At 53.5% G+C, this 16,124-nt stretch carries 16 protein-coding genes; 3 read left to right on the forward strand and 13 right to left on the reverse strand.

Annotated elements, in window-relative coordinates; genetic code table 11:
- From istA to D9K61_RS27815, 4 genes are all read right to left on the reverse strand, one after another.
- Positions 1 to 595 (reverse strand): IS21 family transposase (gene istA, locus D9K61_RS05380; protein WP_254055685.1); only part of this gene is annotated, 595 nt, incomplete at its 3' end.
- 160 nt (positions 596 to 755) lie between these two features.
- Complete coding sequence (locus D9K61_RS05385) at positions 756 to 1,589, reverse strand: tripartite tricarboxylate transporter substrate binding protein (protein ID WP_120632237.1); 834 nt, start codon at positions 1,587 to 1,589, stop codon at positions 756 to 758.
- A 592-nt stretch (positions 1,590 to 2,181) separates the two neighbouring features.
- Positions 2,182 to 2,433: an SH3 domain-containing protein gene (locus D9K61_RS05390; RefSeq protein ID WP_371688453.1), complete on the reverse strand. Its 252-nt coding sequence runs from the start codon at positions 2,431 to 2,433 to the stop codon at positions 2,182 to 2,184.
- A 153-nt stretch (positions 2,434 to 2,586) separates the two neighbouring features.
- Positions 2,587 to 2,901 carry a GFA family protein gene (locus tag D9K61_RS27815; RefSeq protein WP_371688454.1) on the reverse strand — a complete coding sequence of 105 codons (315 nt, stop codon included), beginning with the start codon at positions 2,899 to 2,901 and terminating at the stop codon, positions 2,587 to 2,589.
- Positions 2,902 to 3,230: 329 nt separating this feature from the next.
- Between D9K61_RS27815 and D9K61_RS05400 the strand changes: the two genes are divergently transcribed.
- The 3 genes from D9K61_RS05400 to D9K61_RS05410 all read left to right on the forward strand — a co-directional run bounded on the left by D9K61_RS05400 (position 3,231) and on the right by D9K61_RS05410 (position 5,430).
- On the forward strand, positions 3,231 to 3,482 hold the full coding sequence (locus tag D9K61_RS05400; protein WP_120632264.1) for a WGR domain-containing protein: 252 nt from the start codon (positions 3,231 to 3,233) through the stop codon (positions 3,480 to 3,482).
- 549 nt (positions 3,483 to 4,031) lie between these two features.
- Complete coding sequence (locus tag D9K61_RS05405) at positions 4,032 to 4,712, forward strand: IS6 family transposase (RefSeq protein ID WP_120632240.1); 681 nt, start codon at positions 4,032 to 4,034, stop codon at positions 4,710 to 4,712.
- A 91-nt stretch (positions 4,713 to 4,803) separates the two neighbouring features.
- Complete coding sequence (locus D9K61_RS05410; protein WP_254055682.1) at positions 4,804 to 5,430, forward strand: transposase; 627 nt, start codon at positions 4,804 to 4,806, stop codon at positions 5,428 to 5,430.
- A gap of 414 nt (positions 5,431 to 5,844) precedes the next feature.
- Here the strand turns inward: D9K61_RS05410 and D9K61_RS05415 are convergent, their stop codons facing one another.
- The 9 genes from D9K61_RS05415 to D9K61_RS26855 all read right to left on the reverse strand — a co-directional run bounded on the left by D9K61_RS05415 (position 5,845) and on the right by D9K61_RS26855 (position 16,056).
- Positions 5,845 to 7,656 (reverse strand): ABC transporter ATP-binding protein, encoded by a 1,812-nt coding sequence (locus D9K61_RS05415; RefSeq protein WP_120632241.1) that lies wholly within the window; start codon positions 7,654 to 7,656, stop codon positions 5,845 to 5,847.
- Positions 7,653 to 8,597 carry an acetamidase/formamidase family protein gene (locus tag D9K61_RS05420; protein WP_120632242.1) on the reverse strand — a complete coding sequence of 315 codons (945 nt, stop codon included), beginning with the start codon at positions 8,595 to 8,597 and terminating at the stop codon, positions 7,653 to 7,655. The genes D9K61_RS05415 and D9K61_RS05420 overlap by 4 nt, the downstream gene beginning before the upstream one ends.
- The gene (locus tag D9K61_RS05425) at positions 8,597 to 10,222 is read right to left on the reverse strand and encodes an ABC transporter substrate-binding protein (protein ID WP_120632243.1); all 1,626 of its coding nucleotides are present in this window, start codon (positions 10,220 to 10,222) and stop codon (positions 8,597 to 8,599) included. The genes D9K61_RS05420 and D9K61_RS05425 overlap by 1 nt, the downstream gene beginning before the upstream one ends.
- A 43-nt stretch (positions 10,223 to 10,265) precedes the next feature.
- A complete protein-coding gene (locus tag D9K61_RS05430) occupies positions 10,266 to 11,186 on the reverse strand; it encodes an ABC transporter permease (RefSeq protein ID WP_120632244.1) in 921 nt (306 codons plus the stop codon).
- Positions 11,186 to 12,082: an ABC transporter permease gene (locus tag D9K61_RS05435; RefSeq protein WP_120632245.1), complete on the reverse strand. Its 897-nt coding sequence runs from the start codon at positions 12,080 to 12,082 to the stop codon at positions 11,186 to 11,188. Before D9K61_RS05435 ends, D9K61_RS05430 begins: the two co-directional genes overlap by 1 nt.
- Complete coding sequence (locus D9K61_RS05440) at positions 12,060 to 12,668, reverse strand: ANTAR domain-containing response regulator (protein ID WP_120632246.1); 609 nt, start codon at positions 12,666 to 12,668, stop codon at positions 12,060 to 12,062. The genes D9K61_RS05435 and D9K61_RS05440 overlap by 23 nt, the downstream gene beginning before the upstream one ends.
- Entirely contained in the window at positions 12,665 to 13,792 is a 1,128-nt protein-coding gene (locus D9K61_RS05445; RefSeq protein WP_254055683.1) for a transporter substrate-binding protein, read from the reverse strand. Before D9K61_RS05445 ends, D9K61_RS05440 begins: the two co-directional genes overlap by 4 nt.
- Positions 13,793 to 14,835: 1,043 nt before the next feature.
- On the reverse strand, positions 14,836 to 15,768 hold the full coding sequence (locus D9K61_RS05450; protein WP_120631521.1) for an IS5 family transposase: 933 nt from the start codon (positions 15,766 to 15,768) through the stop codon (positions 14,836 to 14,838).
- A gap of 9 nt (positions 15,769 to 15,777) precedes the next feature.
- Entirely contained in the window at positions 15,778 to 16,056 is a 279-nt protein-coding gene (locus D9K61_RS26855) for a hypothetical protein (protein WP_162946766.1), read from the reverse strand.
- Between the last annotated feature and the right edge of the window lie 68 nt (positions 16,057 to 16,124).

The raw sequence follows: 16,124 nt of genomic DNA on the forward strand, positions 1-16,124 counted from the left end.
TCTCGCTGAACAGCCGCGCGCGCCTGCGAGTTCCGTCGGGCTCGATCTTAGCCACAAGGCACCGGTCGTTGTCGTACAGGATCGACTGCGGAACGGCCCCGAAGAACCTAAAGGCATGAACGTGCCCGTCCATCCAGGCCTCGGCCGTCGCCGCCGGATAGGCCCGGACGTAGCAGGCGTCGCTATGCGGCAGATCCAAGGCAAAGAAGTGAGCCTTCTGCTCAATGCCTCCGATCACCACCATTGCTTCGCCGAAGTCGGCCTGAGCATGGCCGGGTGCATGGTTAAGCGGTACGAACATCTCGCGATGCCGTCGACCATGTTCCCGAACATAATCCTTGATGATGGTGTAACCACCCTCGAAGCCATGCTCATCACGCAGTCGCTCGCAGATCCGCTTGGCCGTATGCCGCTGTTTGCGCGGTCGTTGCCGATCTTCCGACAACCATTGATCAATGATCCCGGTGAACCCATCCAGCTTGGGCCGCCGGATCGGTGCTGACCGCCGGTAGCCGGGCGGGACCGAAAACGCCAAAATCTTGCGAACGCTGTCACGAGATATCCCGAAATGCCGGGCCGCTTCTCGCTGGCTCATGCCCTCGGCACAGGCCAGACGAACTTTACGATACAAATCCACGGAAAAGATCCTCCCGCCCCCCTCCGTTACGAAAAGAAGGGCAAAGATGGACGACTTTTACGCCGCCCGCAGCAGGGTCATCCCGCCGCTTCCGTGGTCGACTTTCTCACCGCCGTTCTCACTTGGCCTCGTCGCTTTGCATCACTTTAGTCGCCGCTGCTTCGATCTTGGCGATGACATCATCCGGCGTTCCTTCACGAACGAAAAGACCGTTCCACAAGACGATATCGAGGGATGGTTCCAATTCAGCCACTGTAGGTGCATCTGGGGTCAGGAAAACCCGTTCATTAGTGACACTAGCAAGCACCTTCAGCTCTGACAGACAAGGAGTGACCAAGCTCGCAACTGAGTTGGCCACATCAACGTCGCCGGAAGCCAGTGTATTACAGTCCACGTTATCAAACGCCGCGTCTGATCCAAAGGAGAATCCCATCGCTTCTGCCAGACCAAGCGTGACGTGTGTTGGGACAAGCCCTGCGCCGAAGTGGCCCAGAGAGACATCATTGTCCTGCGCATAGGCCGCAAGTTCTTCCATTGTGTTGTATGGAGCATCTTTCCCGGCAACGATCAGGAAAGGGTAGGTCATGAATATGCCGACCGGTACGAAAGGGTCCGGATCTAGTTCTGGAATACCCAAGCCGGGCCCAACAACGGGCACCCCAATTACGAAGGAGCCGACTGTGTAGCCATCAGCTGGCGCATTGGCCACGTCGATTGCACCCGGAAAGGGGCCACCACCGCCACCCGGTTTATTCACAACCGCAGCCGGTACGCCGTACATTTCCTGAAACTCGTCCGCGATCATGCGAGTTAGGACGTCCTCTTCACCACCCGGAGGCCACGGCACAACAAATGAAACCGGCTTGTCGGGGTATTCGGCGAAAGCAGGTTGAGCAAATCCCGCGATTGCAATGGATGCAATTGCTGCTGATCTCAAGATGGATGTCTTCATAGTGTTCTCCCAGGTCACAGTATTTGCATCCGATGCCCCACACAATTTCTGCGTTAGGTGGCAATCCGAAAGCAACGCGAAATATTCCGCTATAGGCAATAGCTACAGGTTTCCTTGAGTTGAAAAATACAAAAGGAAGAAAGCTTACTTTCGATTTTTGCAACGCATTGATTTCCAGTACATGCAAATTTCCCGACCGTCGCGGGTATGAAAACCAGCAGCTCAAAATTGAGAAATGGTGGAGCCGTCCCCAAAGAAGTCACTCTTGCCTGATGCGGCAAAAGTCCGGAACCCGCCCTTCCTACCAGATGCTGCACCAGCGGCATTAGATATCATGCACCCCTAGCGAACTGGCGCTTTGTCCGCGTTGCGTGAGTTCGTCCGTCACCTGATTTGCAGCCGCAGCGAATGGTCGGTCTGGTTAAGCTGTGCCGCGGCGCTTGACCTCGTGGCGGATGTCCGCAAAGGGCCGCGAAAAACGATCGTGGTTTCCCGTTTGATCCCATCAGTGGCGGCGAGAAAGCGTCACAGCGGGGTTTGCTACCGGCATTCAATTATTGCTGTAAAGTTGGCAGTGCTGATCATTGTCTTATTAGTTTTTCCGCAAGTATGCCCAAGAGACGTACCCCTTAAGCTTACGCGCGCGCTCCAAAGAGACGCGGCACCAACGGGTGCCACCGGTCTGCTCGCAGCTGTGAACTCGTAGTGCGGTTCCATTTGGAAGACCAACGATCACATTGAACCCTGTTCCAGGCCCACTGCGCATTTTTAGCATGTCACCGTCTTCGACGCCAAAAACCTCATATGTTCCGAGTGACGCGGCCGCCGCCGGTTTAACGTCCATGACGACCCCCAGGAACAAAGCCATTAGGGGTAAGAAGATTGCATTGCGCATCGCGATGTCCTGCTTATTGCCTCAACGACAATCGTAGCAACTTGGGTCACCAAGAGGAACAACTCCAAGACCGAAATGTAGGTGATACCAAAGCTTCAAACGCTACATTTCTTCTAGATGTTCGGGGATCCTGGCCCAGTTGGGCGCATCCTTCACAAAAACCTTGTTCGTTGGGCTGAAGTTGTTTGGCTCATCCAATGTCCCAGCCGCAATGCTGGTCAATCCGAACGATGTCACCCCCCACAAGCCTGATCCGCAGGTGCCACAAAAATTCTTGATGACTATGCGCCCTTCCTTTGAGGTCTTTTCAAAGGTCCGAGGTTCGCCTTTCAGTAGATGTAATTCTTCAGATTTAATCATGTACCCGGCGTAGCCATCTGTGCCAGTCATTGTTAGGCAATCACTGCAGAAACACATGAGTTGCGTTACCGCGCTGCCAGTGACCTGGTATCGGACTTCACCGCAAAAGCACCCGCCTTCCAAGATCTCAGCCACGTTCCTTTCATCCTTCTATTTCGTTTTGCAAGATATGAGAAAACCGTACCTACTCTGGCCAGTGGTCACAACGGTTCCAGCAGCGGAATGTGGAATGGTGCCAATATGAGCCCCTGTACCTGGATGGGTACGAGGCAAGCATCAGACAGATTGAGTTGTCGAATGTTTTCATCACGATTTTGAATCCTTGCCAATCGACTGATCCAGCAATGTCATTGGACAGAAGAGTGGCGCCAAACGATACTAGAGCCATGGAGCTGACAGACACCACCCCTGTGCACCTGATCCATGTGGACCCTGAGATCAACATGGCGCGGTTCTATGGCATTGAGTTGCAGCCGACGCTGTTCGGGGACGTTTCCGTTCTTCGCACTTGGGGACGTATTGGCACAAACGGGCAAGCCATGATGGTGACGTATGATGACGAAGCCCAGGCTAGTGAAGCGCTCCATAATCTCGAAAAGCAAAAGCTCCGTCGAGGGTATGTTCCGGTCGGTGAGTGACTTCGGGTTGCAATCTGTTTCCCTGGCAAATCCCGAGCCTGTCGGCTCGTGACCGGGCTCCAGGTTTCAGCCGGCATGCCGGCCTCCACCCAGAACACCCCAGTATGATCTCCCTGACCTAATAGCCCCTGAACCGTCGCTTGCGAGCCGGGGCAGGGGCCTTGGGTCATGGTCGCCTCATGCCGTGGTAATCTGCCCATTCGGGTGACGGTCCCTTTTGCGCTCACGCAGGATCGGAGATCCTTTGTCCTTTCCTTGTGGGTCAGGCGGGATTTGGACAAGCCAAACGCCACCTTCCGTCAGGGGGAAGGCGCGGCCTCCCCCCTCGGACAAGACAAATAGACAAGACCGTGTCCTCGGCTGCGCCTGCGGGCCGCACCACTCTTGTCGATTTGTCCTGTCTCGCCCCTCTCCGCGTTCGCCACGTGGCAGGTTTTAGAGACGAAGCCCAGGACCGGGGATCTGTCGCAAACTTTGGCCGGCATGTTGCACCTTGGTGCTGTTTGATCCAACTGGTGGATTGGACGTTACAAAGTTTAGGAATGCCGGATGATCGACTTCAAAGGTGCGCACTACCCTCAATCTGTGATCTTGTTCGCGGTCTATTTCTACGTTCGCTATGGCGTCTCGTACCGTGACCTGGAAGAGCTCATGGCGGAACGTGGTGTGTCGGTTGATCACGCGACGCTGAATCGCTGGGTGGTAAAATACTCGCCCCAGGTCGCACAGATGGCGCAGAAAAGGAAGATCAGAACAGCAGAATCTTGGCGTATGGATGAGACCTACATCAAAGTCCGTGGGGATTGGGTGTATCTGTATCGTGCGGTGGATCGCGACGGTCAAACCCTTGATTTCATGCTTTCAGAGAAGCGCGACGCGAAGGCTGCAAAGAAATTCTTCGCTAACGCATTGTGCAACAATGGCATCCCGAAACGGATCACCATCGACAAAAGCAGGAGCAACGCAGCCGGGATCAAAGAGGTCAACAAGATCTTCAAGCGACTGCAGATACCAGTTAAGATCGGCACTGTCAGATCAAAATATCTAAACAACATTATCGAGCAGGATCACCGGTTCATCAAACGCCTCACGAGACCGATGCTCGGTTTTAAGAGCTTTGCCTCAGCGGCAGCGACACTTACGGGAATCGAAACCGCCAACATGATCCGCAAGGGGCAGCTTGGACCGCTGAAGTGTGGTTTTCGTCAGTTTGCTGAGCTCGCAAGATAACTCCGTCCAGGCAATCGCTCGCTCTGATCCAAGAAAAATTTGCGACAGAGCCGATGCCAGCCGCTCGAACAGAACCGCCGAGGTTAGTGCCATGCGCAAGATGCTCGACCGCACCGAAGAGCGCTTTGGCATAAAGCCTGATTGGATTGCGGCTGATACCGCGTATGGTGCCGCCGGCAATCTGGTTTGGTTGACACTGAAGCGGAAAATCCTGCCGTTCATCCCAGTCTTTGACAAAGGTGAACGCAAGGACGGCACCTTCTCGCGATCCGACTTCTCTTGGGACGACGAGAACGACCGCTACATCTGCCCAGGTGGCAAGGAGATGTTGCACACGAGGCGAAGCTATTCGGATCCGGCCCGAAATGCACCCGTTTGGAAAGCCAGAAATTATCGAGCGCTGAAGTCAGACTGCACAGGATGTGAATTAAAGGCAAAGTGCTGCCCTAACGCTGAAAGGCGTTCGGTTCATCGAGAGAAATATGAAGTTGTCAGAGACTTTGCCCGAGCATGCACAGCCTCGGAGTTCAATCCGAAGGCTCAGGCCCGACGCAAGAAAGTCGAGATGCTCTTTGCGCACCTCAAACGCATTCTTGGGCTGGGACGACTACGATTACGAGGGCCATGCGGCGTCCAGGACGAATTTACCCTCGCCGCCACCGCCCAAAATCTCCGGAAACTGGCCAAACTTAAGCCAATGGTGACCGCCACCGGATAAAAGCTGATCGACCTAGGGACGTTCAAAACAAATCAACGCGATAGCCGACTTCGACAGGCTGAAACCAAAGAGTTTTTCAACACAATCGGTTCCTAGCCGACCTCGGATGCGGTGCAGCATCCAGGCTCTGCGCCGCCTGAACCACCTAACTCACGGCCCTTAATGACTTATGCTGCGAGTTGAACCATAGTCCGTTCTGTTCCGTCGCAGATAAATGGCAGTCAATTTTTAACAGTCCTAGTGGCGCTACTGCATGAGCCAAATTTTACGCAAAAATTCCGCACGCCACCGCTACAAAAATATCTTTTCATAAGGCTCGCACACCAAATACCCAACTCCAGAATATATACCAAAATCCGCGAAAGAGCACCATGAATTTAGAACCATTGGTGCGGGTAGTGATCCGCTGTTAGATTAGGTAAAAGAATCTTCAGTTGCGATCATGTGTCCATTACCAATATTGTTTAACACTACATGCGGAACCGTTTCATTTATTGGCCTGACCGCGCTGGGAATGTCACCGACAAGGCGGGCTAACGATTGGCGTTCACGACTAGGATCTGGTGTTGGCACTGCTGAAATCAGTTTTTTAGTATAACTATGGCGCGGCGACCCGAATATTTGCTCACAGTTTCCCATTTCGACTATTTGGCCAAGATACATCACGCCGACGCGATCAGAAATATTTTCGACAACGGCCATGTCGTGAGAGATAAACAGGAATGATACGCCCAATTCTGATACCAGTTCTTTTAGCAATTCCAAGACTTTGGCTTGAACAGTCACATCCAAAGCCGAAACACTTTCATCTGCGATGATAAGCTTGGGATTAAGAGCTAGGGCGCGTGCGATGCAGATACGTTGCCGTTGACCACCGGAAAATTCATGCGGATATCGCTCTACCTGATCGCGAGACAATCCCACACGTTCAAACAAATATCCAACTTGCTTTTTTTGTTCGCTGGGGTTGCCAACGCCGTGGATAACCAAAGGTTCGCGGACCAATTCGCCAACCCTCATGCGTGGATCCAACGACGCCATTGGGTCTTGAAACACCATTTGGACATCACGGCGGACCTGATTGGTCATCTTGCCGTGTGGCGCGCTGATGTCATGACCGTTGATACGGATGCGACCCGAGTGTTTTACCAGCCCAACCATCGACTTGGCGATGGTAGATTTGCCGCAACCGCTTTCGCCGACTAGTGAAAAGATCTCGCCTTTGCGAATACTTAAACTGACGTTTTCAACGGCATGAACACGGTGTGTGACGCGCCCCAAGACCCCGCTGCGCACGTCAAAATGCACTACGACTTTTTCCAGCTCTGCGACCAGTGTATCGTCATCTGGCTTGTAAGCTCGGGCGATGCCCGACCCATCACCGAGACTGGGTACCGCCTCTAGGAGATCACTTGTGTAGGCCTGTTGCGGGTTTGCAAACAGCGACACAACATCGTTTTCTTCGACAAAATGCCCCCCCTTCATGACCAAAACCCGATCAGCCATTTCAGCCACGACGCCCATATCATGGGTGATCAAGATCAATGCAGTCCCCATTTCATGCTGGAGGTCCCGAAGCAGATCAAGCACCTCGCGTTGCACGGTGACGTCAAGTGCAGTTGTAGGTTCGTCAGCGATCAAAATGTCGGGTTTTAGGGCAATCGCCATGGCAATCATAACCCGTTGACGCATCCCGCCTGACAACTCGTGCGGAAACTGGTTCAGCCGCTTTTCTGGCTCAGATAGGCGCACCGATTTTAGCGCTTCCAAGGCACGCACGCGGGCCTCTTTAAAAGAGATCGCTTCATGCGCGCAGATCGCCTCGCTAAGCTGCGTGCCGATTTTCATCACCGGGTTCAGCGATGTCATCGGTTCTTGAAAAATCATGGCAATCCGGTTGCCCCGGATCTGCCGCAGGGCATACTCACCAAGGGCGGTCAACTCTAGTTCGCCAAAATGGATCGACCCACCGGTCACGCGCACTGCTGGCGGCGGGAGCAGCCCCATAATCGCCAGCGATGTCAGGGATTTTCCGGATCCACTTTCCCCCGCAATGGCGAGTGTTTCACCGCGATGTAAGTCAAAGCTCAACTCGTGCACGAGGGGTTTTAACCCCGACTCTGTATTCACGGAAATAGACAGCCCATCAACCCGCAATACAGGCCCCGTAAAAGTGGCGGACTTCGGGACCAAGGCCCCGAAGAGGTTAGTTTTTTCACCATTCATTCGAAGACACACCTTGGAAAGTAAAACGATACGATCCAGTTCGGCATATCGACAATTTCTGAAATCCGAAGATCACCGCACGTCGATACCAACATATAGGCATCCACTGCCGATAGGCCTTGGGTCTTGCACAACAAATCAACCATACCAGACACCGCATCACGAGCACCGGACATTAGGTCAGGTCCGACGCCTGTTGTGACTTCATAGCCTTTGGCATCCAGGTGCCGTGTGACCGGACCGGGGGTGGTGAAACGTGGCATCTTTAGCTCTGCATCTTTCACCAGATCAATGGTCATCACGGCGTCCATCGGCGATTCAATCGCCGTGCCACAGACTTCGCCATCGCCCTGTGCCGCGTGTGTGTCCCCGACGGACAGCATGGCCCCTGCGACTTCGACAGGCAGGTAAAGTGTTGCGCCTGACGAAAGGTCACGGATGTCCATATTGCCACCAACATTGCGGGGCGGCACAATTGAATGCAGCCCCGGTTCCGCAAGCGCATTGCCAATCGTTCCGGCAAAAGGCTTAAGTGGAACGCGCCCGTGTTTACCAAATAAGGCAGGCTCCATCGTGTTGGCATCGTACTTCCACAGCGTTAACGCAGGATCGGTGAACTGATCAGCAAGCAGACCAAAGCCTGGAATGTTCGCAGTCCAACCGAACCCCGAGGGTTTGAAGCTGTCGATGGTGATCTTCAGCGCATCGCCGGGTTCAGCGCCTTCGACAAAGATCGGCCCGTTCACCGGGTTAATCTTGCCAAAATCCAGCGTTTCAACGTCTTTCACTGTGCTGTCAGATGTCAGTTGACCGGCAGAACTATCAACACAGTGAAATTCAATCGTTGAACCAGGTGCAACCGTTTCGACTGGGACAAACGAATTGTCCCAGCCAAAATGGTGCTGATGGTTATGGATTGTATAGGAGCAAGCGTTACACATCAGTCCGTCACAAACACATAGTCATAGTTGACAGGAATAGAGACCGGATCAACGTAAAGCGCATCTGCGCCGCCCATACGCGCCGATTTCATCGTGTAGCGTTGTTCGTTGAACACCGGCACCCAAGGCGCGTCTTCCATGATTTCCATGTAGATTTCGCTCCACATTTCCAACCGCTCACCGGCACGGTCCGGATCAACAATCGCGTCTGCTTCTGACGATTTCGCGTCGAGGGCTTCGTTGCAATACCAAGACCAGTTCCAACCGCCTTGTACCGCACCAGAACACCCAAGGATCGGGCCGTAGAAGTTGGCCGCATCAGGGAAATCTGCAATCCATGCCATGCCACCAGACCAGATCATTGGGGCTTGATCCGCCTCGCCACCAGCCGCAATAACGTTGGCTTGGGCAAGTGATTTGATACCCGCGTTGATGCCAATACCAGCCAGATCTTGCTGGATCGCCTGCGCAATTCGTGGGTTGGGATCTGTATTCATCACATAGAGCTCGGTCTCAAACCCGTCCGCAAAACCCGCATCCGCAAGCATTGACTTGGCGGCGACTGGATCAAACGCATATCCGTCGTAGCCCTCGGTATAACCGGGCATGGTTGGTGGAAGCGGCTGTGTCGCCGGAATGGCCCGTCCGTTGATGATTTGGATGATCCGGTCTTTGTTGATCGCCATGTTGACAGCGCGCCGCACATCCGGATTATCAAACGGAGGCATTTGTGTGTTCAGGGTGATGTATCCGGTGTGCAACTGTCCACCTTCGACAACACGTTCGGCCTGTTCTGGATCGCCCATCACTTCCTGAAATTTTGCTGGTGGGATACCATCACCGGGAACATCAACTTCGCCGTTTTGCAAGCGCAGCAGGGCAACAATAGGTTCTTGTCCAACTTCAAACGTGACTTGGTCAAGATAAGGGATACCCTCGCGCCAGTAATCAGCATTCTTGGCGAAGACCAACCGTTGACCAATGGTCCAATCGGCAAGTGAGAACGCACCAGTGCCAACGGGGTTTTTCCCAAAGTCGTCGCCAGCGGCCTCAACCGCTTCTTGCGGGACCACAGACGCAAAGTTGAGCGCCATGACATGCAGGAACGTCGCGTCAGGACGGCTCAGTTCGATCTGCACAGTAGACGGGCTGCTGATCGTCACACCTTCAAGCGTTTCTGCATCGCCGCTGGCAACCGCGTCATAGCCTTTAATCGACCAAAAGAAACCAGCCCCCGGGCTTTGTGTTTTCGGATTGGTCACGCGGTTCAACGAATAAACCACATCTTCTGCGCTCATTTCACGGCCATTGTGGAATTTCACACCCGCGCGCAATTGAAATGTGAAGATCATGCCATCGTCAGAGATGGTGTAGCTTTCGGCAAGGCCTGGACGCAGATCGGTTGTGCCAGGGACATAATCCATCAATCCATCAAAAAGCGATTTAATCATGGACCAGTTTTGCCAGTCATACCCAATCGCTGGATCCAGCGTGGCCACGTCATCTTTATAGGTAATGACGATGTTGCCTCCTGATTTTGCGTTTGGGTCGGGCTGATAGCCCTCAGCACCAACTGGTAAAGCAAGGCAAATAGCCATCGCGGTGGTTGAAATCAAATTCTTCATAGTTTCCTCCCATTGAAGTTATTTTATTGTTTGTTGTAGGTCGTCATCGTGTTCGGATACGGGGATCGACCATCAGGCTGATAAGATCAGCCAACAGATTGCCGATTACGATTGCGGTGGCCGACACCAAGGTCACACCCATAATGATTGGAATGTCGACGCGCTGGATGGCCTGCCACGCAAGCTGTCCAATGCCCGGCCAGCCAAAGACGCTTTCAACAACCACGATCCCACCCATGAAAATGCCGATATCAATACCAATCATCGCTACGATTGGCAGGATCGCGTTGGGCAGGGCGTGACGGAAAATAATGCGCATGCGGGTCAGACCTTTAGCACGAGCAGTACGCACATAATCCTGCCGCAACACTTCGATCATCGAGGACCGCATCATGCGGCTATACCAACCAGATCCAAGTATCCCGAGCGTCATGGACGGCAACACAAGATGCGAAAATGTCCCATATCCACCAATGGGGAACCACCCAAGTTGAACAGCGAAAACGTAAAGTAACAGCAGGCCAACAACAAATTGTGGCGCAGAGACGCCGATGAACGAAACGATCATCAGTGATTGGTCTGTGGCTGTACCACGCCGCAGAGCGGCGACAATACCCATGCTCAATCCGATCAACAATTCTGCGAATATGGCACCAGCCATAAGCAAAAGCGATGCGGGTAGCCGTGAGGCGATTAACGTACTGACTTCGGTCTTTTGCAGGTAAGAACGCCCTAAATCACCTTGCACCAATCCAGACAGATAGCGCCAATATTGCACCCATAGAGGTTGATCAAGCCCAAGCTGTTGCCTAATGTTTTCAACAGTTTGTGGTGTGGCAGAACGACCCGCGATCTGCCGAACGGGATCGGCTGGCAGCCAATACAGCAATACAAAGGTGATAATGGACACCCCAAGAAGGATCAGCAGGGATTGAACCAGGCGTCGCAGGAAAAAGCTGACCATCAGTCACGTCCTCTTTGGGTTGGATCCAATATTTCGCGCAGGGCATCGCCGACAAGGTTGAACGCGAGCGCAAGGCACACGATTGCAAGGCCGGGAAAAAAGACTAACCATGGGGCCGCCTGAAAATATGTTTGGTTTTCAAAGATGATGTTGCCCCAGCTTGGCGTCGGGGGCTGAACGCCCACCCCAAGAAAGCTGAGAGTAGCTTCGAGCAGAACGGTGGTGGAAATTCCAAGCGTACCCCAAACGATGATGGTTGGGACAAGGTGCGGAAGGATGTGCTTTAGCAAAATACGCATGTGGCTAGCACCGATGGTTCGTTCAGCTGCTATAAACTCGCGCTCGGACAGCGATGCGGTTTCGGCGTAAAGAACCCGCGCCGTTTGGACCCAATACACAATGGCAATCACCAAGGCGACGATCCAAAGTGAAGGTTGAAAGATTGCAGCCAAACAGATGGCCAGCAATAGAGCAGGAAAAGCCATCATCAAGTCTGTCAGCCGCATCAACGCACTACCAATCCAGCCGCGGAAATACCCAGCCGTGACGCCAACTATTGTGCCAATGAGCAAAGCCAGACCATTCGCAGCCACGCCGATGATTAGCGATGTCCGCGCGCCATATAGTATCCGTGTCAGCAAGTCGCGACCCAACAGATCGGTGCCAAGCGTAAACGGCCCGCCCGGCGGCATCGGGGCACCCTGCAGCGTCAGCCCGTCAAACATCTGCTCATTCGGATCAAACGCCGTGAGCCATGGCGCAAAAATCGCGGCACCCAGTGTAAGCAAAACCAGAAAAAGGCCAAATAGGGCCAGCTTTCGTCGTGCAAATTGGGCGATCACGCCACGTTCAGCGGTTGCGGCGATTGCTGGGTCAATATTTTCCGAATTTGTCATGAAGCCCTCCTTCATTTTGGGCATCAAGAACAACTCTGAGTGCTGCATCTTCTATTGTTTCACGCCGTGCCATCGCCAAATGTCGCAGTTTTGCATAGGCCTCATCCTCGCTACTGCCCGCAGCGGCAAGCAACGTCACTGCTTGCACGACGGTCTGCCGTTGCGACAATCGCCCACGCAAAACACCAATTTCGTCACGCATTGACTGGCGCACCTCGAACGCCCGCCGTGCGATCAACAGCGCACTAAAGACACCGCCATCCCCCACTGGTTTCAATATCTGCGCATCAGCACCTTGCGACAACGACCATTCGATCCGGCCCGGTGCCTCGGACCCGATAAGCGCGATCATCGGCATCGGGGCAGCCCCTGCATCCCAAGGAAACTGGGCATCATAACCCATATCAGCATCAAAAAAGACAAAATCGGCCGCCAGTGCTTTTGGCGGCAATTCAGGCCAACAGTCAAAAACGTCCAATCCGATTGGCTTACACTGACGGCGCAGGGATTGAACCGTTGCATGCGGACGATGCAAAATTGCAACCCGCAGCTTGCTAAGATCGGGGATATGCAGCCGAATTTTCATTTAACGATCCGCAGCTTTGGAAGGCGGATATCGATGCGGCGCTCTGAATGGGACAGATAAGGATCGGCGGGTATGTCTTGCCATTGTTCGAGAACTTGAAACGCTCCGTCTTTGACCTGTGCAATCAATACCGGCAACGCTGTGTGATGGGTCTCGACATCGATCATTGAGCGGTGCGTATTCTCGCTTAACAGCTCTGAAATTGGTGCGCCTTCTAATCCTGGGTTCGCTTGCAGGAGCTGCGAAAGCTCCATTACGGCGGCCCATGAGGCAGCTTCTAGTGACGATTCAAAATTGCGAAGGCCCTGACATGGCCATCCTCGAGCGCCATGAAAATATGGGCCGGCAGAGATAAGTCCTTCTGCGGCATCGCCGATTTCCACAAGTTCGCTTTCCGTCAGATTGCAGGACAAGACAGGGCAATTATCAGGGGTGAAAAAGCTGTCGGCCTTGGCAAGCTCTGCAAACGCTTTCAGGAAAGTATATGACGACGCGCCAACCAAAGAATTCAACACAAAGTTTGGTCGGGTCGCGCGGATCTCTTCGATCATGTGACCAATATTGATGTCGTTCAGCGCAACATAGCGTTCACCAAGGACATCTCCGCCAGCTTCTTGGATAACCTCGCGCGCAACGCGGTTTAACTCCCAGCCCCAGATGTAGTTGGATCCAGTAAGATATCCGCGACCGCCAAACCGTGGCAACGCCCAGCTTAATAGGGGTAGCAAATGTTGATTGGGGCATGCGTGTGTATAAACAACGTGATCAGAGGCCTCAAACCCTTCATAAGGCAGGCTGTACCACAGCGTCGCGCCTAGTCTTTCAAGTATTGGGATAACGTCTTTCCGACTCCAGCTGGTGACGCACCCAATTACATGCGCGACCGACCTATCTTCAAGAATTTCTGCACAAAGCGGTGCGTAGAGATCAATATTACCTTCTGGATCACGATCGACCGTTTCAAAGGTGAAATTGAAAGATGTGTCCGCATTTATTGCGTTGATCGCCAGCAAGGCACCTCGCCTGCTTGCACACGACAGGCTTCCGTAGCTGCCACTGCGAGAATAAAGAATGCCTAGTCTTATCGTTTTACGCATGGGCTTTTTTTGTTCCTCCCAAAACAAAAAAGCCCTGCATCTTTACCCCAAAAACAGGGTGGATACAGGGCACGGTTGCCGCCTGACAAAGGTCAGTATTTGGATTCAGGCTAGTCGTTTGCAGTATTTTGTCAAGTTTGGGCGCGGCTTATAAATTTGTAGTTCACCCATACCACAGGAGCTAGAACCCAATTTGCGTGCTCACTTTTCCGCATAACGGATTTCATTTCGATAGGGAGATGTCATTGAATTTCTAGTGCCGAAACTCGCGCAATTCACTCTTCACGGTTGGTTTCAAACCTAGCGGATAGTTTGCGGTGCATAAGCTGGTCTCCTACCCCGAAAACATGTAGTTGTAGCGTTGCAATAAATCAGTAAAACCTGCAAGTGCAGGGGATGTTGTTCGAAGTGGCAACAAAAGCAGCCATTGGCGTCGGCGCAAAGAAGGTCCGTTTTGTCCCGCGACCTGTGAATTCGCGGTTTCAGATTTGCCGCGACCCACACGAATGGCTGTAATCTCCGCTGCGCTGCGAATAAGATTTTGACGCCGGGGCAGAACTTTCGGTGCTGCGCGCGTGTGCAGCGTGAAAATCAAATTTGCAGGTTGGGCTCGCTGCCGACATTCTCTGCGACGTGATAGGGCTGGCACGTTGAGCCCTTAGCCGACTTTGCCGCTTTATTTGACCGCTGCAATTGCATTCTTCGGCCTTGGTTGCATTGCTGACCTTCACGGCTTGATTGGTGAACTCACAGGACGCGGACAAAACTGCCTTTGCCCTTAAGGGTGTTTGCTGACGCAGCATCTCTTCGCGGGCGCAGCATGTTCTTAGCGGCGTTACAGTCAACGTCGTCAGAGCGGCCATTCAACGTGGATTGATGACGTCAATTCCAAACTGCATTTTCGCTGCGGTTGGGAAATGTCTGAGCTCGGAACGCTTGACGAAAAAAAGGTCGCGGCTCTCGTGGGTCTTGCGCCAATCAATTGTGAAAGCGGCAAATACAAAGGGCGTCGTCGCGGCTTTGTTGCACAAATCGGGGTCTGAACGCACTTCCCCTTTCCGCGGACAGACTCATCCTACGGGCTCTGTGATGGGTATGCCAAGAGCGGTGTAGCGGTTGAGCACCGCGATCCGGATCTGTAGCTCAGCGACCTGCCGGTCGAAGTCTCGGGCCATGAGGCCTTGGCCCAGGAGTTTGAGGCAGTGCATCTTCGTCTCTGCGCGACTTCGGCGGTGATAGCCGGTCAACTTTCGCCAGAGTGCCCGTCCAAGATATTTGGACGCCCTGACAGCTTCGTTTCGGGCGATAGCTCCTGCCGTGGTTGGCTTCCAAAGTTGGGCATTCTTGCGTGGCGGGATGATGGCGGCGGCTCCGCGAGCGGCAATCACATTGTGGCAGCTGCGCGTGTCGTAGGCCCCATCAGCGGTGACCGTGGCAATCTCTTGGTCGGGCGGGATTTGGTCCAGCAGGTCGGGCAACATAGGAGCATCGCCGACATTGCTTGTCGTGACGCCAACTGCGCGGATCTCCAGTGTTTCCTCGTCCATACCGAGATGCAGCTTGCGCCAAAGGCGCTTCTTTGGTCCGCCATGCTTACGGGCGTTCCACTCTCCTTCACCCTCCGCTTTGATCCCGGTCGCGTCGATCAGCAGGTGCAAAGGACCCGTCCCTCCGCGATAGGGGATAGCGACGCTCATCGTCTTCTGGCGGCGGCAAAGAGTGCTGAAGTCTGGCACTTTCCAGTCAAGGCCTGCCAGCCGCAACAAACTTTCGACGAACCCGGTCGTCTGGCGAAGGGGCATGCCGAATAGCACCTTCATCGTGAGGCAAACCTGGATTGCCGCGTCGCTAAACTCGCGCTGACGACCGCGCTTGCCGGTCGACGAAGCGTACCATTCCATCTCAGGATCAAGCCAGATCGATAGCGAACCGCGCTGCTTCAACGCTGTGTTGTACGAAGGCCAGTTCCTGGTCTTGTACTTCGTAGGGGACCAACTGCTCATGCACCGTTGCTACCCCACTGGATTCAAACAGGGAATCCCTCGCCCCATTTGTGCAACAAAGCCATTCTGCAACCAAAGAAATAACTCCTCTTCTTCATCCGGAACTGGCCCCAAACTCGAGAAAAGATCACCGTAAACCGGCACATATCTACGGGCATTGATGATGCGCTCACGCAGCAATCTTGTAGGTGACTGCGAAAGAGTTCCGATTGTACCGCTTGATAACTCTTGCTCCGCCGCCTTAAGTGCACTCAACGTGTATCCGCCAATCGGCGGCAAATCTTCCATCAAAACTCATCCCCACGCCCCTGCCGCGTATGCGGCGGGGTCATTCAATCAGAGTCGCAATAAAATAA

Origin of the sequence: Ruegeria sp. EL01, assembly GCF_900313035.1 — a bacterium.
Taxonomy (GTDB): domain Bacteria; phylum Pseudomonadota; class Alphaproteobacteria; order Rhodobacterales; family Rhodobacteraceae; genus Ruegeria.

Excerpts from the sequence above, each read along its gene's own strand:
- D9K61_RS05385 (WP_120632237.1), bottom strand. The coding sequence starts at position 1,589 with ATGAAGACATCCATCTTGAGATCAGCAGCAATTGCATCCATTGCAATC.
- D9K61_RS05390 (WP_371688453.1), bottom strand. The coding sequence starts at position 2,433 with ATGGACGTTAAACCGGCGGCGGCCGCGTCACTCGGAACATATGAGGTT.
- D9K61_RS27815 (WP_371688454.1), bottom strand. The coding sequence starts at position 2,901 with ATGTGTTTCTGCAGTGATTGCCTAACAATGACTGGCACAGATGGCTAC.
- D9K61_RS05400 (WP_120632264.1), top strand. The coding sequence starts at position 3,231 with ATGGAGCTGACAGACACCACCCCTGTGCACCTGATCCATGTGGACCCT.
- D9K61_RS05405 (WP_120632240.1), top strand. The coding sequence starts at position 4,032 with ATGATCGACTTCAAAGGTGCGCACTACCCTCAATCTGTGATCTTGTTC.
- D9K61_RS05410 (WP_254055682.1), top strand. The coding sequence starts at position 4,804 with ATGCGCAAGATGCTCGACCGCACCGAAGAGCGCTTTGGCATAAAGCCT.
- D9K61_RS05415 (WP_120632241.1), bottom strand. The coding sequence starts at position 7,656 with ATGAATGGTGAAAAAACTAACCTCTTCGGGGCCTTGGTCCCGAAGTCC.
- D9K61_RS05420 (WP_120632242.1), bottom strand. The coding sequence starts at position 8,597 with ATGTGTAACGCTTGCTCCTATACAATCCATAACCATCAGCACCATTTT.
- D9K61_RS05425 (WP_120632243.1), bottom strand. The coding sequence starts at position 10,222 with ATGAAGAATTTGATTTCAACCACCGCGATGGCTATTTGCCTTGCTTTA.
- D9K61_RS05430 (WP_120632244.1), bottom strand. The coding sequence starts at position 11,186 with ATGGTCAGCTTTTTCCTGCGACGCCTGGTTCAATCCCTGCTGATCCTT.
- D9K61_RS05435 (WP_120632245.1), bottom strand. The coding sequence starts at position 12,082 with ATGACAAATTCGGAAAATATTGACCCAGCAATCGCCGCAACCGCTGAA.
- D9K61_RS05440 (WP_120632246.1), bottom strand. The coding sequence starts at position 12,668 with ATGAAAATTCGGCTGCATATCCCCGATCTTAGCAAGCTGCGGGTTGCA.
- D9K61_RS05450 (WP_120631521.1), bottom strand. The coding sequence starts at position 15,768 with ATGAGCAGTTGGTCCCCTACGAAGTACAAGACCAGGAACTGGCCTTCG.
- D9K61_RS26855 (WP_162946766.1), bottom strand. The coding sequence starts at position 16,056 with ATGGAAGATTTGCCGCCGATTGGCGGATACACGTTGAGTGCACTTAAG.